This window comes from Streptomyces sp. NBC_00654, assembly GCF_026341775.1.
GTDB lineage: Bacteria > Actinomycetota > Actinomycetes > Streptomycetales > Streptomycetaceae > Streptomyces.
On the sequence record NZ_JAPEOB010000001.1, the window covers coordinates 4,324,523 to 4,343,089 of the forward strand.

Annotated in this window: 14 protein-coding genes; 9 read left to right on the plus strand and 5 right to left on the minus strand. The window is 71.7% G+C overall.

Annotated elements, in window-relative coordinates; genetic code table 11:
• Positions 1 to 102: 102 nt before the first annotated feature.
• Entirely contained in the window at positions 103 to 918 is an 816-nt protein-coding gene (locus OHA98_RS18425; RefSeq protein WP_266927128.1) for an SAM-dependent methyltransferase, read from the minus strand.
• A gap of 855 nt (positions 919 to 1,773) precedes the next feature.
• Here OHA98_RS18425 and OHA98_RS18430 point away from each other — a divergent pair.
• Complete coding sequence (locus OHA98_RS18430) at positions 1,774 to 3,330, plus strand: hypothetical protein (RefSeq protein ID WP_266927130.1); 1,557 nt, start codon at positions 1,774 to 1,776, stop codon at positions 3,328 to 3,330.
• A 219-nt stretch (positions 3,331 to 3,549) separates the two neighbouring features.
• On the opposite strand, the gene OHA98_RS18435 is transcribed toward OHA98_RS18430, so the two are convergent.
• The 3 genes from OHA98_RS18435 to OHA98_RS18445 form a co-directional block, all read right to left on the minus strand.
• Positions 3,550 to 4,419, minus strand: a complete 870-nt coding sequence (locus OHA98_RS18435) for a formyl transferase (protein WP_266927132.1) — start codon at positions 4,417 to 4,419, stop codon at positions 3,550 to 3,552.
• Between the two features lie 13 nt (positions 4,420 to 4,432).
• Positions 4,433 to 6,031: an FAD-binding oxidoreductase gene (locus tag OHA98_RS18440; protein WP_266927134.1), complete on the minus strand. Its 1,599-nt coding sequence runs from the start codon at positions 6,029 to 6,031 to the stop codon at positions 4,433 to 4,435.
• Positions 6,032 to 6,543: 512 nt separating this feature from the next.
• Complete coding sequence (locus OHA98_RS18445) at positions 6,544 to 6,981, minus strand: GNAT family N-acetyltransferase (RefSeq protein WP_266927136.1); 438 nt, start codon at positions 6,979 to 6,981, stop codon at positions 6,544 to 6,546.
• A gap of 58 nt (positions 6,982 to 7,039) precedes the next feature.
• Here OHA98_RS18445 and OHA98_RS18450 point away from each other — a divergent pair, with 58 nt between their 5' ends.
• The 3 genes from OHA98_RS18450 (at position 7,040) to OHA98_RS18460 (ending at position 9,566) form a co-directional block, all read left to right on the plus strand.
• The gene (locus OHA98_RS18450) at positions 7,040 to 7,795 is read left to right on the plus strand and encodes a helix-turn-helix transcriptional regulator (protein WP_266927138.1); all 756 of its coding nucleotides are present in this window, start codon (positions 7,040 to 7,042) and stop codon (positions 7,793 to 7,795) included.
• Between the two features lie 104 nt (positions 7,796 to 7,899).
• Positions 7,900 to 8,508 carry a TetR/AcrR family transcriptional regulator gene (locus OHA98_RS18455; RefSeq protein WP_266927140.1) on the plus strand — a complete coding sequence of 203 codons (609 nt, stop codon included), beginning with the start codon at positions 7,900 to 7,902 and terminating at the stop codon, positions 8,506 to 8,508.
• Positions 8,505 to 9,566, plus strand: a complete 1,062-nt coding sequence (locus OHA98_RS18460; RefSeq protein ID WP_266927142.1) for a DMT family transporter — start codon at positions 8,505 to 8,507, stop codon at positions 9,564 to 9,566. The genes OHA98_RS18455 and OHA98_RS18460 overlap by 4 nt, the downstream gene beginning before the upstream one ends.
• Before the next feature lie 55 nt (positions 9,567 to 9,621).
• Here OHA98_RS18460 and OHA98_RS18465 read toward each other — a convergent pair whose 3' ends face one another.
• Complete coding sequence (locus tag OHA98_RS18465; protein WP_266927144.1) at positions 9,622 to 11,280, minus strand: hypothetical protein; 1,659 nt, start codon at positions 11,278 to 11,280, stop codon at positions 9,622 to 9,624.
• Positions 11,281 to 11,555: 275 nt separating this feature from the next.
• On the opposite strand from OHA98_RS18465, the gene OHA98_RS18470 reads away from it, so the two are divergent.
• The 5 genes from OHA98_RS18470 (at position 11,556) to OHA98_RS18490 (ending at position 18,396) form a co-directional block, all read left to right on the plus strand.
• A complete protein-coding gene (locus OHA98_RS18470; protein WP_266927146.1) occupies positions 11,556 to 12,629 on the plus strand; it encodes a LacI family DNA-binding transcriptional regulator in 1,074 nt (357 codons plus the stop codon).
• A gap of 126 nt (positions 12,630 to 12,755) precedes the next feature.
• Complete coding sequence (locus OHA98_RS18475; protein WP_266927148.1) at positions 12,756 to 14,351, plus strand: FAD-dependent oxidoreductase; 1,596 nt, start codon at positions 12,756 to 12,758, stop codon at positions 14,349 to 14,351.
• 30 nt (positions 14,352 to 14,381) lie between these two features.
• Positions 14,382 to 16,511, plus strand: coding sequence for a hydantoinase/oxoprolinase family protein (locus OHA98_RS18480; RefSeq protein WP_266927150.1), 2,130 nt, complete (start codon positions 14,382 to 14,384; stop codon positions 16,509 to 16,511).
• Positions 16,508 to 17,110, plus strand: coding sequence for a hypothetical protein (locus tag OHA98_RS18485; protein WP_266927152.1), 603 nt, complete (start codon positions 16,508 to 16,510; stop codon positions 17,108 to 17,110). Before OHA98_RS18480 ends, OHA98_RS18485 begins: the two co-directional genes overlap by 4 nt.
• 5 nt (positions 17,111 to 17,115) lie before the next feature.
• Positions 17,116 to 18,396, plus strand: coding sequence for a TRAP transporter large permease subunit (locus tag OHA98_RS18490; RefSeq protein WP_266927154.1), 1,281 nt, complete (start codon positions 17,116 to 17,118; stop codon positions 18,394 to 18,396).
• Positions 18,397 to 18,567 lie beyond the last annotated feature (171 nt).

Sequence of the window (18,567 nt, forward strand, 5' to 3'; positions counted from 1 at the left end):
GCGGCCGGTGTCGGACGGCGGACGCACACGGGGGACGCACACGGGGGACGCACACGGCAGGGGCTGGGCCGGCCGCCGGACCCGGGGCCGCCCGGGTCCGGGTCAGGGCTTGCGGGCGAGACCGCCGTGCTCGCCGATGGGTTCCGCGGCGGCGGAAGCGGGCTCCGGACGCCAGAGGGGAACGGAGACGACGCCGGGCTCCAGCAGTTCCAGACCGTCGAAGAACGCCGCGATCCTGTCGACGGGACGCAGGAAGTACGGCACGGCACCGGTCTCGTTGTAGGCGTCCTGGGCCGCCTCGTAGGCGGCGTCGGTGCCCCGTGAACCGTCGTTGATGGAGAGATAACTGCCCGGCGGCAGTCCGTTCATCAACCGGGTGACGATGGAGCGGGCCTGCTCGTAGTCCGCGACGTGGCCGAGGATGTTGCTGAGGATCAGAGCGGTGGGCAGGCTGAGGTCCAGGGTCTGGGCGGCGGCCGCGAGGATGCGGTCGGGGTCGGCCAGGTCGGCGTCGACGTACGCCGTCGCCCCCTCGGGGGTGGAGGTGAGCAGAGCGCGGGCATGCGCGAGGACCATCGGGTCGTGGTCGACGTAGACGATCCGGCTCTCGGGGGCGAGCCGCTGGGCGACCTCGTGGGTGTTGTCCACCGTCGGCAGGCCGGTCCCGACGTCCAGGAACTGCCGGATGCCCGCCTCCCGGACCAGGTACGTGATGTTGCGGCGCAGGAAGGCGCGGCTGCTGCGGGCGACGGTGACGATGCCGGGGAAGACGGAGCTGTACGCGTCGCCGGCTTCCTCGTCGACGGGGTAGTGGTCCTTCCCGCCCAGCCAGTAGTTCCAGATGCGGGCCGAGTGCGGCACCGATGTGTCGATCTTCTGATGCACCGCCGGTCCGGGCGTCATCTCATGGTCAGTCATGGGTACCGTCCGTCTTTCCACCGCTGCGGGAGTGTCCAACGTCCAACCTACGTTCCGTCAGTTCCGGCCCGTACACCGGCTCGACCCGCCCTGGCCCCTGCGGATCGCGTCCTCGGATGGCCCGTTCGGCCGGTCGGCACCCCTGCCCGCGGACCGCGGCCGGCCGGTCTCCCCGTCCTTCTTCCTTCGCCGGGACCCACCCCGAAACCGGCACCGCGACGCGGCGGGACGCCGTCCGCCGGTACTTCGGTGCCGATCGTGGTGGCGGGCAACTGTCCGGAATTGATTTGCTGTCGCGCGGGAACGGCGAGATTACGGCTGCCCGACGCCGGTCCGCATGTACACCGGGAACGCCTGTGAAATCGCGGGGTGTTCTCGATCCGACGGGATACGCCGCGCACCGGCCGAAGCGGTCCTGATTCCGCCGGCGGTGTTTATCCTTTTGCTGCGGATGCCACAGATGCCCCGTGGAGTGAAGATAGCGGCTCAATAGGTCACCCGGAAGCCACGACCGGTTCCGTGAATCATCGGCCCTGGGTTGTCCTTCCCGCATACTGCCCTATGCTTTCCTCGCCGGTGGATGGGTGAGGGATAGAGATACCTGCCGCTGATGGCGCGGCCTCTCGACCGGCACGTGTGCCTGCGCTCTCGAAAATCAAAAGGGTAAATCCGCACTCATTCGGGAATCGAGTGACTGAAATGCAGCAATTGACGTATGAGCAGGTGTCCGATGCCGGCAGCGACTCCAGTGGCATGCCTGGGGAGTGGGTGGTCAAAACGTCGAACGGCGAAGGGTTCCGTTGGCAGGGGTTCTACACCGGGCCGCTCGAACTGACGCCCAGACAGTCCGCCGATATGGCAAGAGATCTTCTCGGGATGGAGCCCGATGCCATCGGAGCCGCCGCTGCCGAGGAACTGGAACCGTACGTCTCCGACGGAACCGCCGTGCAGGCGGTGATCCTGCACTCCGCCACCCCGATCCTGCGGAGCCTCCAGGCCGACCTGGCGGACGCGAGGTCGGGACAGCCGGCGGACGATGTCGCGACCTATGTGGAGGCGCGTTCGGTCAGCCTGGCCTCGCCCGGGGACGTGGTGGTCGGACGGTCCCGCCCCTGGCGGACGGCCGCGACGCTGGCGGGGGTCGAGGCCGTCGAGGTGCCCGGCATCGAGTACTACTACCTCTCGCAGGCGCTGCTGCTCCTGGCGCACCGGACCGATGGCCGGGCCCCCGCCTGGCAGCGGCTCATCGAGGTCGTGCGCCGCAACCCTCGCATCCTCATCCGGCTCTACGCACTGGACCGCGACACCCAGGCGCTGCTGCTCTACCTCAAGCGGAAGGCCGGCGTCGAGAAGCTCCTCGTCGATGCCAACAGCCCCGAAGTGGCCGACTACTGGAATACCAAGGCCCCCCTGCACCCCTCGGTCGACGACGCGCTGACGGTGTCCGGATCCTTCCGGGACCCGGCCGACCTGCTGGCGGCGGAGACGGCACTGTCCCCGATGGCCGTACGCCTGGGAGTGCGGTTCCCCATGGTGCCGGGCTACTCGGTGTACCCCGACGCCTCGGACGGGACGGTGGTGGTCCGGCGGTTCACCGAAGCCGCGGCTCTGCTCCATGACCGCTACGGCTTCACCCAGGGCTGCCTGAAACCCTCCGAGGGCGGCGCGGGCGCCAGGATCTCCCCGGCCATCAGCATCGACAGCCCCGAAGAGGTGGCCCGCGTCGCCGAGCAGCTCCGGCACACGAAGGAACCCTGGGTGCTCGAAGCGTTCATGCACTACACCCAGGTCCCGATCGGCGGCTGGACCGTACCTCTGGCCCCGTCCGCGCACGTGCGCAACGGACACGTCGCCGAGGGGGTGACCCTCCAGCTGACCGGCGGGACGTCCTGGCAGGGCAATGTGCTCATGGACGCCGAGAGCTGGGCCGAGGCGGGTCTGTCGGCGGACACCTACCCCGCCATGCTCGACATGGTGGAGGAACTGCGCTCGGCCTTCGCGGAACGCGGGCTGAGAATGGTCACGGCCGGCATCGATTTCGCCATCGGCCATCTGGGCGGCGCGTTCGGCGACCGCGAGATCCTCGCGTTCCAGGACCCCAACCTCTCCTCCCACGGTGCCGAGTATCTGAGACTCTTCCTCGACGCCGCCCGCGAGCGGGGACACGGACGGTACGCGGCGACCAAGGTGGTGCGCCCCGAACCGTCCAGTGACCTCGCGCTGCTGCGCGACCTGCCGGAGCCCGCCATGGCACCGGGCTGCCACGCCGAGGTGATCAGTGCCGTGCCCGGCCGGTGGGGCATGCTGGCGGCCTCCGCGCCGTCGCCCGTCAAGGCTCTGGAAACCGTTCTGTCGTACGAGGCCTCGCTCTCCGCCACCGGCCGCATCCGCCCGGCGGCGGCCCGCCGCTGACAGCCGCGCCGCACTTGCCCGGACGCACCGTCGCGCCATGAGCCGGCAGTCCGGCGGCGGAACGGGGCCAGGCAGGTGCGGCGTGTCCGCGGAGCAGCGGGACACGGTGGCGCTCACCGCCGGATGATCAGCCGCACCCGGAAGGGCCAGGAGCGGGACGGCCGGACACCGGCGGTTCGGCAGGCCGCTTCAGGGGCGGGAACGGGGCGGGCCCCGGTGTCACACCGGTGACGAGGTGTGCGGCGGGGAGCCGTCCGGGGCACGCAGCATCCCGGGGGTCCGGTGACGTCCGGTCGTACGCCGGATCCAGAGGACGAACTCGGGCCACGGCTTGCGGTCCCGGTGCCGGTAGGTCGTACCGCGGTCCTCCTGCGGCACCGCGCTGATGACCTCCCCCCGCTCCAGGCCCCGCGCGAGTTCGGTCAGACGGAGCGCGGCCGCGTGCACCGATCGCGCGTACAGCTGCTCGTCACTGTCGCCCGGGTGCGGCGCGGGGGTGACCCGGTCGAGGATCGGCCCGGCGTCCAGCGCGGGGGTGACCAGGTGCAGCGTGGCGCCGATGTGCTGCCAGTCCTGGTGCAGATAGGCGAAGTAGACCCCGTGGTTCCCCTTGTACTCGGGGAGCCATCCGCCGTGGATGTTCACCATGAGCCCGGGTGTCCGCTCGATGATCTGCTTGCCGAGGATGCCGGTGCCGCAGACCACGGTGAGATCCGGTTCGAGCCGTGCGCTGAGCTCCTTGGCCTCCGCGCTGTTCACCGAGTCCACCACATGAACGGGGGACGGGCTGTGGGGGAGTCCGCGCGACAGCTCCTGGAAGTACGTACGGCGCTGCCGGGCACGGCCGGTGACCCGCTGACGCCAGCCCTGGTAGACGCGGTAGGCGAGGTCACGGTGACGGCGGTTGCGCTTCAGCCTCCGCTTCTGCGCCGCGCCGGGTTCCACGATCGTCGCCACGAGGTCGAGCTCCGAGGCCAGGAGCAGGCGGAGGTAGGCGTGCTGGGGGTCGTCGGACGTGAGCAGCAGGACCCGCAGACGGCTGCCGTCCGGCGTGGCACGGATGGTCCAGTCCTCGTTGTTGATCTCCATCTGTGTCTCCCTCTCAGGTCGTGACCGTGTCGGCGGCGACGTCTGCACCGAGAGCGCGGCGTGTACGCAACGGGTGGTAGAGCGTGTGCATGGGGTGATGCCGTCCGCGCAGCGCGTCGAGCACCGCCTCCGCGATGACCGGTGCCTGGGCGAATCCGCCGGTGTTGTGGCCGCCGGTGACGACGAAGGTGCCGTTGGCGGCCGGAGCCGTACCGAACAGACCCAGGTTGGAGGCCGTCCACGGCCGGACGCAGTACGTCTGTGTCCCGCGCAGGCCCGCCCTGCCACCGATGCTCTCGTAGGTGCGGGGGAAGAGCCGCCGCACGGTGTCCGCCACCGCGGTGTGCAAGCTTCTCAGCTTGCGCTCGTCGATGTTGCCGGGGTCCGCGCCGGTCCAGCCGTAGCCGGAGCCGATCATGAGTACCGGTTCACCCGAGGCGTTCCGTCCGACGGTGACATTGGCGTCCTCGGTGATGTGGCCCCGCCGGGCGACCTTGAGGGAGTTGGCGAGGGCGGGCTCCAGGTTCGGGATGGTCGCCCAGCAGCCGAGGACGCCGTGGATCTGGCCCGCGAAAGGGGTGTCCAGCAGAAGGGAACCGCCGTCGACCCCGGGGGAGACCACGTAGTGGTCGCAGGAGAGGACCCCGTCGGCCCCGCTGACGCCTGCGACACGGTCACTCGCGTCCCGCAGGAGACGTTCGGCGCGCAGACCGAAGCGCAGGTCGGCTCCGCCGGATGCGAGGGAGTCGAGCAACCGGCCCATGAAGTCATGCACGTTGACCGTGAAGCCCCGGACGAGAATGCCGCCGGCGAACGCGTCGGGTGCGGCGTCCCGAAGGGCGGGAAACTCTTCGCGGATCTGCGGCGAGCCATAGCGGCCGAGGGTTGCTCCGACGGCGTCCTGCCGCAGCGCGGCGGCGTCGAGGTGCTGGGCGTTCTCGTACAGACGGAGGATGTCGTGGCGCAGCTGGACGTCGTCCAGGAGGTGGGGCCGGGATTTCGGCCAGGACCGCCACAGCTCGCCGCTGCGCCGGTTGAGGCCGAGGATGTCCCGGCTGTAGCCGTGGGCGAGCCAGGGCGGAACGCTCTTGAAGTCCCGGATCCACCGCTGGTCGGCCTCGGACGCGGCGGTGTCCGGACGGACGTCCCAGCCGAGCCGCGCGGGCGGACGGTCGAAGACGAGATTGCTCTCCGTGTCGGTGGTGCTCTTGGCGTGGTACTCGTCCATCTCGGTGAGGGTGAACATACGGGCGTTGCCGCCGCCCCGGGAGGCTCCGTACCTGTGCCAGGGCTTGTTGTCGCGCGGATCCGGGCAGGCATCGACGACGGTGACCTGGAATCCGTTCTCCATCAGATGGTGGGCGGTCACCAGGTTGGTGACACCGGCACCGACGAGCAGGACCGTCTCCCTTATCCCCTGGTGCCCGGCGACGGGGGCGGGCCGGTGGCCGCGGGACGCGCGATCGGCCGCGACGAGCTGCTCCTGCAGGAACCGTTCGGCGAGCGCGATCGCCGAGAAGAGCGCGCTCTCTTCGCCGTGGCTCCTGGGGTGGGAGCACACGAGGACGGGGATGCCGAAAGGAAGCTCCCGCCGAGGTTTCGCCGGATGCATGGAGGGCAGCCGAGGAGTCCTACCCGCCCGTTGGGAGGACTCCAGACGTACTAAGGCCACACGATCAGCGGGCATCGTGTGGCGCCAATGGCGCAGGGCTTTCACTCCGATCTCACGCTCCGAGACGATCACGCCGGGGCGTGTCCCGGTGATCGCCGCCGCGAGTGCTCCCTCATCGGCGGTGAGAAGATCCGGCCGGAACTGGATTCCGTTGCTCGATACATTCTGCGCCAACGAGCCCGGCACCTCAGCTATGACAAGAACGCGCATTTCCCCTCCACGGTCGGCCTTCGACGTCGTGCTGTCTGGGACTACAGAGAGCGTCCCCTGACCTGGCGAGTCGCAGTCGGGCTATGCGGGTTTCTTTGAGCACCGATGGTCCTGTGCCCCGGCCGTCGGTGACGATGGCCGGGGCGGGCCGGGCGGCCGTCGTCGCGTCGCCGCCGGCCGGTGCCCGCGAGGTGCGGTGCTGGTCATCGCGGTGGGGGCGCCGCGCGGCGGGGCCGGCAGGGTCAGAGTTCTCTCGTCATGAATATGCGGCTGGATCCTGCGGGTGCGCAGGCCACTTCACCCAGACGCCGCCACCCGTGCCGCTCGTAGAAGAGAGGGGCCTGGAAGCTGATGGTGTACAGCGCCCCGGTGACGCATCCGCGGGCCCGCCCCTCGTCCTCGGCACGGCGCAGCACGGTGCTGCCCAGACCGGTGCCCCGCAGTGCCGGCGGGAGGTACAGCAGGTCGACGAAGAGCAGGCCGAGAGAGGTCCGCCCGGTCAGGCCGCCGACGACCTGCCCCGTATCGCGCTCGCGGACCAGGACGGCGAGGGGGCGTCGGTCGGCGATGCCCGTGACATCGGTATTGAAGCGGTCCAGTGCGTCGGAGACGACCGCCACGTCGTCGGGGCGGGGTGTGTCGGTGAGGTCCAGTTCCAGGGAGCTGTGCGTGCTGTTCATGGGAGTGGAGCGTAGGGTCCGTACCGTTCGGCGGGCGTCGAACGGTACGGAGGAGACCATGGCGGGTGCTGGAGCCGACCGGGGCGAGCCGGATGTCGGCGTCGGCCTCGCCGCCGTGGCCGGACTGCTGTCGGACGGCACCCGTGCCGGCATGTGCGTGGCCCTCCTGGACGGCCGGGCGTGGACCGCGCGGGAGCTGGCCAGGCATGCGGGCATCGCCCCCTCCACGGCCACCGAGCACCTGAACCTGCTGGTGGACGGCGGCCTGGTGGCCGATGAGCGCAGTGGCCGGCACCGCTATCTGCGTCTGGCGGGACCGCACGTGACGGCACTGCTCGACAGCCTGGCAGAGATCGCCCCGTACAGCCCTCCGAGTCCCCGCTCACTCGGCGCGACGGGACGCGCGCGGGCCCTGGCCCGAGCCAGGCTGTGCTACGACCACCTCGCGGGAACCCTCGGCACGGCCGTCACCGACGGGCTCCTCGGCGGCGGCCTGATCACCTGGGAACCGCAGCCGGCACTCTCCGCGGCAGGAGCGTCCCGGTTCGACGAGCTCGGCATCACCTGGTCCACCACGTCCCGGCGCCCCCCGGTCCGGGCCTGCCTCGACTGGACCGAACGCCGCCCGCACCTGGGCGGAGCCGTGGGAGCCGCGCTCTGCTCGCACGCGCTGGCGGCAGGCTGGGTCATCAGGATCGGCACCGGCCGGGCCCTCGCCGTCACGGAGGCCGGGCGCCGGGTCTTCGTCGAGCAGTTCCATGTCCCGGCGGACCGGCTTCCGTCCGGCGAGAACGGGCCCCTGCCCCGGCAGTGACAGGGCCGCCCGGCCGCTCCTCCTCCGTCGCACGCCCCCTCATCGGACGAGTGCGGTTCGAATACTGGGTAGACTGACCTACCTAATATCCGAAGGGGAGTGCGATGAGCGAAACCGGCACCGCGGCGACGCCACCGAAGAGGCGGCGGGGAGCCGCACGCGAGCGGCTGCTGGCCGCCGCGTCGCGCCGCTTCTACGCGGACGGGGTGGCCGCCACGGGCATCGACACGATCACCGCCGAGGCGGGCGTGGCGAAGATGAGTCTGTACAACAACTTCTCCTCCAAGGCGGACCTGGTGATGGCCTACCTCGATGCCCGGCACGAGGAGTGGCTGGCCCTCTACCGGCAGCGGCTGGAAGGCGCCCGGGGCGGGCGTGACGGGGTGCTGGCCGTCTTCGACGCGTACGCGGATCACGCGGCCCACGCCTACGAGCACGGATTCCGGGGGTGCGGACTGCTGAACGCGGCCGCCGAACTGCCCGCGGGGGACAGGGGCCGGAGTGTGGTGCGCCGGCACAAGGAGGAGGTCGAGTCCCTGCTCGCCGGGCACCTCGACGAGCTGCTGCCCGAGCGGCCCGAGGACGCGCGCGCGATGGCGGAACATCTGGCGTACCTGCTGGAGGGCGCGACGGCACGCGCCGGGCTGGACGGTGCGGGCACGCGTCTGGAGCGTGCCCGGACGATGGCGGCGGACCTGGTGGACCGGCTGTGACGCGCCGCGCCGGACGTCCGGCCGGTTCGGTGGGCGCCGGGTCCCTGTGCGTGCTCGTGGCGTCGGTGCTGTGGGGGACGACGGGCAGCGCCGCGACCTTCGCCCCGGCGGTGGGCCCCCTCGCGATCGGGGCGGTGGCCATGGGGCTGGGCGGGCTGCTCCAGACACTGGTGGCAGGCCGCCGTATCGCGGCCGAGGCGCCCCGGCTGCGCGAGGAGCGGAGTGCGGTGCTGCTCGGCGGGATCGGGGTGGCGATCTACCCCCTGGCGTTCTACAGCTCGATGCGTCTGGCCGGGGTCGCCGTCGGGACGGTGGTGTCGATCGGCTCGGCCCCGCTCGCCTCGGCCCTGATCGAACGGGTCGTGGACAGGCGCCGTCTGACGCGCCGCTGGATGCTCGGCGCCGGCCTGGGCCTGTCCGGGACGGTGCTGCTGTGCCTGGGCGAAGCGGCTCGGGCCCACTCCGCCCCGGGGAGAGGTTCCGCGCGGGAGACCCTGCTCGGCGTGGGTCTGGGCCTGCTGGCCGCGTTCAGCTACGCCCTGTACGCCTGGGCCGCACACCGGCTGATCAGCCGGGGTGTCTCCTCCGGTGCGGCGATGGGCAGCGTCTTCGGGCTGGGCGCCGTGCTGCTGGTGCCCGTGCTGCTGGCCACCGGCGCCCCGCTTCTCGACTCCTGGCCGAACGCCGCCGTGGGCCTCTACATGGCCCTGGTGCCCATGTTCATCGGCTACGTACTGTTCGGCTGGGGCCTGAGACACATCACCGCGAGCACCGCGACCACGCTCACCCTGCTGGAACCCGCGATCGCCGCCGTACTGGCCGTGCTCGTCGTGGGCGAACGCCTGCCCCCGCTGGGCTGGGTGGGTATTGCCCTGGTCGTCGCCTGCCTCGCCGTGCTGACCATGCCGTCGAGACCGGCTCCGCGGACACCGGCGGACGGCCCCGGCCCCGATGCCGGGGCCGGGGCCGAAACCCGGATGCTGGGAACGGCCCGGCACCCGGCCCGGAGCGGCTCGCGACGCCGCAGCGGCACACCGGGCACGACCGAAGCGCGCTGACGGGACAGGGCGGGGTGCGACGGGAGGGGCGGGACGGGGTAGGACAGGGCAGCCGTCAGGGGGTCCGCAGACCCACGCGGTCGATCGCACAAGTCCCGGGATTCCTGGTGCTCTTCGGGTTCTGGCCCACATGGGTCAGCTGGATCCGGTTGACTCCCGCCCGCAGGGGGACCCGGTCGAACTCCGGCTCGGCGTAGGTCATGACCGGGCTGTACAGATCCAGCGGTGAGCCGACCGCCGTGCCGTTGACCGACAGCCGGTAGATGCCCCGTGAGTCATGGCGCTTCACCCGGAGCCTCAGCGTCCGGGTACCGGGCTGCGGAGGCCGGAAGTCGCACATCAGCGCGTCGCCGGGCGCGGCGGGCGTGAACAGCACCCCGTGACCGGCGCCGCACTGGGGATCGGCGAAGGTCTCGGCGCGGCCGCCCGAGGCGGTGACCACCAGGTCCTCCGCCTCCGCCTGCCATTCCAGGGGGCGCGGCGCCCAGTCGCCGCGCGAGTCGCACAGCACCACACGGGTGCGGTCGGTAACGGCCTCCGTGTCGGTGTAGGCGACCATCCGGCCATCGGGTGAGAAGGCCGGATGGGGATGGCCGGGATGGGCGGAGCCCCAGCCGACCTGGCCGAGGGTGCGCGGAGGGTGTACGCCTGTCAGATCCACCAGGGCCACCGCACCGACCTGGCCGAACGCCGAGCCGTTGCGGCCATTGGTGTCGGTCACGGCCCAGCGGCCGTCCGCGGTGAGACCGCAGTGGTTGTACGCGCCGTTCGACCCCGAGGGGCCCGGTGCCAGCAGCCGGTCCGGCCGATCGTCCGGGTGGACCATCCACAGCCCCGACGCCTTGCCGCCGATGGCCACGGCGAGGCAGCCGGTGGCGGCGCGGGAATTCCACACGGGGTGGGTCCCGACCGGGACGCCCGCCGCTGCTTGGTCCCAGATCATCCTGCCTCTCGGTGCGTGGACCGGATGCACGGCCCAGGCGAGGATGTTGCCGCCGAGCGCGTAGCCGATCCATTCGGGATCGTGGGCGCTGTACTGGAAGTGGGTGGCCATCACGTCCCCCGAGAACACCTCCCTGACATTCCCGCCCGTGAGCTCGATCTCCACGGCCGTGGTCGGTCCGGTGGTGATGGGTGCCGGGTAGTGGCTGCACAGCACCCTGTCGCCCGCCGGATGCAGATTCACGACCACGCTGAGCGCGCGGCCCGGCGGTGGTGAATAGAGCTTGACGGGGGAGGGGTTGGCCAGGTCGATCAGCCAGATCGCGTTCTCGGCGCAGGTGACGAGGCGTCCGGAATGGATGTTCCACCAGACGAACGGGTTCCGGTCGCTCGCCGGGGTCGCGAACCGCGCCAGGAACCGTTGCTCACCGGTCCGCAGATGCACCTCCCACAGACTCGTTCCTCCGGTCTCACGCTGTCCGAGCACGATGCGGTCGGCGTCGACGAAGCCGTTGTGGGTGGGGTAGGTGAAATAGCGTCGCTGGTCGAAGGTGCTGAGGTGGCGCAGGGCGAACGGCTCCCCGGCCGCGGCGCCGGCGGCGGTCGCGGATCCCGTACCGGCAGCGGCACGTACCGATCCCGTACCGGCGGCGGCGTGCGCGGATCCCGGTCCCGCGGCCGCGCTCACCGATCCCGTTCCCGCGGAAACTCCCGCGGCCAGCACAGTCAGCCCGGCCAGACGGCCGAATCCTCTTCGGGTGATCTCACTCATGGCGTCCTCACGGTGGGTGGGGCGCTCAGCTTCGAACCCGCCGAAGGGGGACGTCAAGGTGCTAATACGTATTAGTTCAGCCCGCCGGCCGATCCGTGGCCGCGTGCCCGCCGGCCCGGCGAACGCCCACGCCGTGCGCCCGTCGTCACGGGCGTTGCTGTCGGACAACTTCCGGAAAATATGCGTCCGACCTCTTGACGGGCTGCTCGGGGCGCGCTCAAAGTACTCGTCAACGCCCAGTACTAATACGCATTAACGAAGGATCGGAAGCGGAGATGGCGCAGCGGGAAGCTCAGGATCGGCGTGGCCGGACATCCCGTCCGAGGCAGGCCGAGGTCGCTCGCCTGGCGGGGGTGTCGCAGGCCACCGTCTCGCTGGTCCTCGGGGGCAACAAGCAGGGCATCTCCATATCCGAGGAGACCCGGCACAAGGTCCTCGCCGCAGCCGACAGCCTCGGGTACGTCCCCGACCCGGTCGCCCGCCGGCTCGCGGCCGCTCGCAACAACCTGCTCGGCGTGTTCTCCTTCACCGCCGCCTTCCCGACCGATGTGCAGCACTCCTACTACCCCTTCCTCGTCGGCGTCGAGCAGGAGGCCGCCTCCCGCGGCTACGATCTCGTCCTCTTCACGGGATCGAGCGGCGCCGGTGCCACCCGGCCGGAGGCGCTGAGCCGGGTCAGGCTCGCCGACGGCTGTCTCTTCCTCGGCCGGCACGCACCCACCGCCGAACTGCGCCGCCTGGTGGAGGACGGCTTCCCGGTGGTCCACATCGGCCGCCGCGACGAACTGGAGGGGCTCGCCTGTGTCGGTGCCGACTATGTGAGCGCGAGCGCCGAAGTCGTGGCCCGGCTCGCCGCGGCGGGGCACGAACGGATCGTGCTCGTTCGCGAGGACGACGACGCCCACGCCTCGACCGACCGTGAACACGGCTTCCTCAAGGGGCTGGAGGAAGCCGGTCTGCCGGCCGGACCGGCCGCCGTCCTCCGGTGCGCCGACCCGGAGGCGGAGCTGACGGCGACATGGCTGCGCGCGCGTCTCGCCGAGGGCGTCACCGCGTTCGTCGCCGAGGAGACCGACACGGGCGCCGCCTGGCGGGCGCTGCGCGGAGCCGTCCATGACGCGGGCCTGTCCTGCCCCCACGACCTCTCGCTGGCCCTGCTCGGCAGCCCGCCCGCCGACCTGGCCCATGAGCCCGAGCCGGCCGGATTCGACATCCCCCGAGCGCAGTTGGGCGCCGCCGCCATTCGGCTGCTGGCCGCCCTGGTGGCCGGTGATCAGGCGGCGGAACCCCTCGTGGCCTGCCCCTTCCGCCCCGGCGCGACGGTCGGGCCGCCGCCGGTACGGGCCTGACGTCACCCCTGCCCGGACCCCCGGGCGGTGGATCCCGCAGCGGATCCACGATCCGAACCCCCGATCACGTGCGGCATCCCCTTTCGTGCCGCACGAGTTCCACGCACCACAAGGAGTGAAGTGAACGTGCAGCAACCCGACATCCTCGTCGTCGGCGGAGGCCTCGGCGGCGTCGCGGCCGCACTGGCCGCCTGCCGGGCCGGACGCAGCGTCGTCCTCACGGAGGAGACCGACTGGATCGGCGGTCAGCTCACCTCGCAGGCCGTGCCTCCGGACGAGCACCCCTGGGTCGAACAGTTCGGCACCACGGCCTCGTACCGCGGTCTGCGCGAGGGCATCCGTCAGTACTATCGGCAGTGGTACCCGCTGCGCTCCGAGGCCCTCGCCCTGACCGAACTCAACCCCGGTGCGGGGCGCGTCAGCAAGCTCTGCCACGAGCCCCGGGTCGCCCTCGCCGTCCTGGAGTCCATGCTCGCCCCCCACCGGGCTGCGGGGCGGCTCACCGTTCTGACCGGGCACCGTCCGGTCGCCGCAGAGTCCGACAACGATGTCATCCGTGCCGTGACCGTCGAGTCCCTGCCGGACGGCAACCGCCTGACCCTCACGGCCCGCTACGTCGTCGATGCCACCGAGACCGGCGAGCTCCTGCCGCTCGCCGGCGTCGAGCACGCCAACGGCGCGGAGGCGCAAGGGGAGTTCGGCGAACCCCACGCGCCGGACGAGGCCCAGCCGCTCAACCAGCAGGGCATCACCGTCTGCTTCGCCCTCTCCCATCACGCCGGCCAGGACCACACCATCGACCGGCCCGAGGACTACTCGTTCTGGCGCTCCTACCGCCCCGACTTCTGGCCCGGACCGCTCCTCGGCTTCGAGGCACCCGACCCCCGCACGCTCGAACCCGTGCCCCGCACCTTCGTCCCCAACCCCGCGCTCGCCCCCCTGGACGTCACGGCCGACCAGAGCGCCGACGCGGGCGACAAGGAACTGTGGGGCTTCCGCCGCATCCTCGCCCGCACGATGCACCGCCCCGGTTCCTTCGACTCCGACATCACCCTCGTCAACTGGCCCCTCAACGACTACTGGCTCAAGCCCTACATCGGCGAGGAGACACAGGCCCTGCGCGAGGCGCGGCAGTTGTCCCTCTCGCTGCTGTACTGGCTCCAGACCGAGGCTCCCCGGCAGGACGGCGGCACCGGCTTCCCCGGCCTGCGCATCCGCCCCGATGTCACCGGCACCGCCGACGGGCTGGCCAAAGCCCCGTACATCCGCGAGTCCCGCCGTATCAAGGCCGTCACCACCGTCACCGAACACGACGTCGCCATCGACCTCGTCGGCCCGCGCGGCGGCACCCGCTACCGCGACTCGGTCGGCGTCGGCGGCTACCGCATCGACCTCCACCCCTCCACCGGCGGCGACAACTACATCGACATCGGGTCCGTGCCCTTCGAGATCCCGCTCGGCGCTCTCGTCCCGCGCCGGCTGCGCAACCTGCTGCCCGCCGGCAAGAACATCGGCACGACCCACATCACCAACGGCTGCTACCGCCTGCACCCGGTGGAGTGGAACATCGGCGAGGCCGCCGGCGCCCTGGCCGCACACTGCCTCGCGGACGACGTCGAACCGCACCAGGTCCAGGCGGACGACAAGCACTTCGACGAGTTCGCCCGGGTCCTGGACCGCGCGGGGATCCAGCGCCACTGGCCCGACGTCCGCGGCTACTGAAGCGTGTTGCACAAGGAGGTGCTTCCCACCATGACCACCCACCGCATCCGAGTCGGCATCGATGTCGGCGGGACCTTCACCGACGCCGTGGCCGTCGACGCCACGACGCTCGAACTGCTGGGACAGGTGAAGGTCCCCACCAGCCACCACCACGAGGACGGCGTGGCCCACGGCATCGTCACCGCCCTCGACCGGCTGCTGGACCGGACCGGCCGCGCCCCCGAGGACATCGCCTTCCTCGCCCACGGCACGACGCAGGCCACCAACGCCCTGCTGGAAGGTGACGTCGCCACCGTCGGCCTGGTCGGCATCGGCTCCGGTGCCGGAGCCGTCCTCACCCGCCGCCTCGCCGCGCTCGCCCGGCTCGAACTCACCCCGGGCAAGCGCCTACCGCTCACCTACGCCCATGTCGAGGACCCTGAGGACACCACCGCCGTCCGCCGCGCCGTCGAAGCCGTCGCCCAGGAGGGCGCGGAAGTCCTGGTCGCCAGCGAGCCGTTCGGAGTCGACCGTCCGGAAGGGGAGGAAGCCGTCACCGCCGCCGCACGGGCGGCCGGGCTCCCCGCGACAGCCGCCCACCGGATCACCTCGCTCTACGGCCTGCACAAACGGACCCGTACCGCCGTGATCAACGCGGCCATCCTGCCCCGCATGCTGGCCACCGCCGATCTCGTCGACGCCTCCATCGTCAAGGCGGGCGTCACCGCGCCCCTGATGGTGATGCGCTGCGACGGCGGAGTGATGTCCCTGGACGAGATGCGGCGCAGACCACTGCTGACCGTCCTGTCCGGCCCGGCGGCCGGCGTCGCGGGCGCGCTCATGCAGGAGAGGATCAGCGAAGGCCTGTTCCTGGAGACCGGCGGCACGTCCACCGACATCAGCGTCGTGCGGCGCGGCAAGGTCGCCGTCCGGCACGCCGTCATCCTCGGCCGCACCTCCTACCTCAACGCCCTGGACGTACGCACCGTCGGCGTCGGCGGCGGCTCCATGGCGCGCGTCGATGGCGGCAGGATCATCGGCGTCGGACCGCGCAGCGCGCACATCGCCGGGCTGCCGTACGCCTGCTTCGCCTCCCCCGACGACCTGCGCGACGCCACCGTCACCACCATCCGGCCGCTGGACGACGACCCGGCCGACTACGCCGTCATCGAGGCGGCGGGCGGCCGCTACGCCCTCACCATGACCTGCGCCGCCAACGCGCTCGGCCGGGTGCCCGAGGGCGACTTCGCCCGCTGCGACCCGGCCGTGGCCCGTGCCGCGATCGCCCCGCTCGCCGCACACCTCGGCGTCGACGTACCGACGGCCGCGTCCAGGATCCTGGACGCCGGCACCGCACAGGTGAAGACCGTCGTCGATGCCATGGTCAAGGACTACCGGCTCGACACGGACGCCGCCGTGCTCGTCGGCGGGGGAGGCGGCGCGGCCTCCGTCACCCCGCACCTCGCCGCCACCAGCGGCATGGAGGGCCGGATCGCCCGCAACAGCGAGGTCATCAGCCCGATCGGCGTCGCCCTGGCCCTCGTCCGCGAACAGATCGAGCGGATCATCCCCGGCGCGGGAGAGGAACAGATACTGGCCGTCCGCGCCGAGGCGGAGGCCGCCGTCGTCGCCCAGGGCGCCTCGCCCGACGGCGTCGAGGTCGAAGTGACCGTCGACCCGCAGACCAGCACGGTACGGGCCGTGGCCACCGGCGCCACCGAACTGCGCACCCAGGACCGGGCCCACCGCACCGGCGAGGACGAACGCCTGCGCACCGCCGCCGCCAGCCTCGGAACCGCACCGGCACATGTCGAGGTACTGGCGGGCACCTCGGCGCACACCGTGTACGGGACCGAGATACGCCGACGCCTCCGCGCCGTCCGCCGCCCGGTCCGGGTCATCGACAGCGACGGCGTGATCCGACTCCACGCGGCGGACGCCCAGGTGGAGACGACCACGGTGGGCCGTGCGCCCGAAGTGCTCGCCGCACTCGTACGGGACACCACCTCGTACGGGGACGGCGGCGTCCGCGCCCCCGCCGTACGGCTGCTCATCGGCTCCCGGATCGCCGACCTCTCCGGCGTACTCGACCCCGAGCCGCTGCTCGCCCTCGCCCGCAGCGAACTCAAGGCGCGAGCCGCCGACGAGCCGGTCGTGGCAGTACTGGAGGTACGGACATGAACAACGCGACGGGCAAGGGGCGAAGGACGTCTCCGCACACCGCCGACGACCTCGAACTCGCGGTCGATCTGCTCGCCGGCACCCCCACCCACGAAGGCCGCGACCGGGCCCTGCTGCGCCAATGGGCCCGGACGGCCGAGGAGTTCGGGACGCGGCTGCCCGCCGTACGGCACCGGGCACGCGTCGTGGAGTCCGACGGCGGGCTGGACCTCGGTCTGCTCGCCCGCTACACCACCCGGCCCGAACCCACGATCGAGGTCTTCACCGACTCCTTCGCCCGCGCGGAGGAGATCGTCGAGGCGCGCGGCTGGCGTCACTGGTTCCCCGCCGGTTCCCTCCGCGCCGCCGCCCTCGCCCACGAGGCCGTCCACGAACAGCTCCACCACGGCCCGGCACGGGCCGCCCTCAAACAGGCGCTCGGCCACACCGTCCTCCGGCTGGGCCGCCACCGGCTGCTCGGCCATGTCGTGGGCGCCGAGGAGATCGCCGCCCACGCCCACGCCCGGACCGTCTGCGGACTCGGCCGCAGCCCCCTCCTGATCACCGCCGCGCTCGCCGGAGCCGGTACCGCTCCCGCCCCGCACGGAAGAGAGAACTGACCGTCATGGGTCTCGTCATCCTGCTCATCATGGCGGCCGGAGTCGCCGCGATGCTCACCCGCAGACTCCCCACCGCCTTCGCCCTGGTGCTGCTCGCCGTCGCCATCGCCCTCGTCTCCGGCGCCCCGCTCACCGGCAAGGAGAGCGTGCTGCAGACCGTCCTCCAGGACGGCGCTCCCGCCCTCGCCGCCACCATGATCGCCGTACTGCTCGGCTCCTGGCTCGGCAAGCTCCTCGACGAGACCGGCATCGCCGGAACCCTCGTCCGGAAGATCATCGAATTCGGCGGCGACCGCCCCACCGTGGTCGCACTCGGAGTGCTGGCGGTCTCCGCCCTCGTCGGCACGGTCACCGGCTCCGCACCCGCCGCGATGCTCGCCGGAATCATCGGCATCCCCGCCATGGTCGCGGTCGGCATCCCCAGGACCACCGCGGCCGGCACCATCCTCATGGGCATCGCCGTCGGCATCCCCTTCGAACTCCCCGTGTGGCAGTTCTTCTCCACCGCCCTGGAACTGCCGATCCCGACCGTCCGCGGTTTCATGATCAAGCTGTTCCCCTTCGCGCTCGTCGCCGCGGTCCTCTTCGTCCTCGTGGAGTCCCGCCGCCGCGGCGTCGAACACGCCTGGGCCTTCAGGCCCGCGACGGCCAGGCCCGCCTCACGGCGCGCGAAGCTCGGCGACGCCCCCTGGTACGCCCTGCTCACCCCGGTCGTCCCGCTGGTCCTGGCCCTCGGCCTCGACGTGCCGATCATCCCCTCGCTCCTGGCGGGCGTGCTCTACGCGCTGGTCACCACCACCCGCCCCGGCGGAATGAACAAACGGCTGCTGCGCACGCTCTACGGGGCCTTCGAGGTCGCCGCCCCGCCGATCGCCCTCTTCATCGCCATCGGCATCCTGCTCGCCGCGGTGAAGCTGCCGGGCGCCGTCGAGGCACTCGAACCCCTGGTCAAGGCGGTCAGCCCGCAGAACGCCGTGCTGTTCGTCCTGGTGTTCACCCTGCTCGTCCCGCTCTGCCTCTACCGGGGCCCGCTCAACGTCTTCGGTCTCGGCGCGGGCATCGCGGGCGTCCTCATCGCTGCCGGGATCTACCCCGCCACCGCCGTCCTCGGCCTCGCCACCTCGTACAACCAGGTCTTCGGCGTCGCCGACCCCACCAGCACCCAGACCGTGTGGAGCGCCCAGTACGCGGGGGTCACCCCGCAACAGGTCATGCTGCGCACCCTCCCGTACGTCTGGGCCGTCGCCCTCGGCGGCTTCTGCGTCACCGCCGCCACGTACCTCTGAGCACCTCCGGGACGCGGCAGCGCGCGGGCCGCGCCCCGGACCCGCGCACTCCGCGCCGATGGGGAGGAGACATGCGAAAGGAGCAACAGGCGCGTACGGATGGGGCATTGGTCTACGCCAAGAGCATCCGTCCCTGTATTCTCATCAGTGGCCAACAGCACAGCATCCCCC

Coding starts and splice junctions, on each gene's coding strand:
- OHA98_RS18425 (WP_266927128.1), bottom strand. CDS start 918: ATGACTGACCATGAGATGACGCCCGGACCGGCGGTGCATCAGAAGATC.
- OHA98_RS18430 (WP_266927130.1), top strand. CDS start 1,774: ATGGCAAGAGATCTTCTCGGGATGGAGCCCGATGCCATCGGAGCCGCC.
- OHA98_RS18435 (WP_266927132.1), bottom strand. CDS start 4,419: ATGGAGATCAACAACGAGGACTGGACCATCCGTGCCACGCCGGACGGC.
- OHA98_RS18440 (WP_266927134.1), bottom strand. CDS start 6,031: ATGCATCCGGCGAAACCTCGGCGGGAGCTTCCTTTCGGCATCCCCGTC.
- OHA98_RS18445 (WP_266927136.1), bottom strand. CDS start 6,981: ATGAACAGCACGCACAGCTCCCTGGAACTGGACCTCACCGACACACCC.
- OHA98_RS18450 (WP_266927138.1), top strand. CDS start 7,040: ATGGCGGGTGCTGGAGCCGACCGGGGCGAGCCGGATGTCGGCGTCGGC.
- OHA98_RS18455 (WP_266927140.1), top strand. CDS start 7,900: ATGAGCGAAACCGGCACCGCGGCGACGCCACCGAAGAGGCGGCGGGGA.
- OHA98_RS18465 (WP_266927144.1), bottom strand. CDS start 11,280: ATGAGTGAGATCACCCGAAGAGGATTCGGCCGTCTGGCCGGGCTGACT.
- OHA98_RS18470 (WP_266927146.1), top strand. CDS start 11,556: ATGGCGCAGCGGGAAGCTCAGGATCGGCGTGGCCGGACATCCCGTCCG.
- OHA98_RS18480 (WP_266927150.1), top strand. CDS start 14,382: ATGACCACCCACCGCATCCGAGTCGGCATCGATGTCGGCGGGACCTTC.
- OHA98_RS18485 (WP_266927152.1), top strand. CDS start 16,508: ATGAACAACGCGACGGGCAAGGGGCGAAGGACGTCTCCGCACACCGCC.
- OHA98_RS18490 (WP_266927154.1), top strand. CDS start 17,116: ATGGGTCTCGTCATCCTGCTCATCATGGCGGCCGGAGTCGCCGCGATG.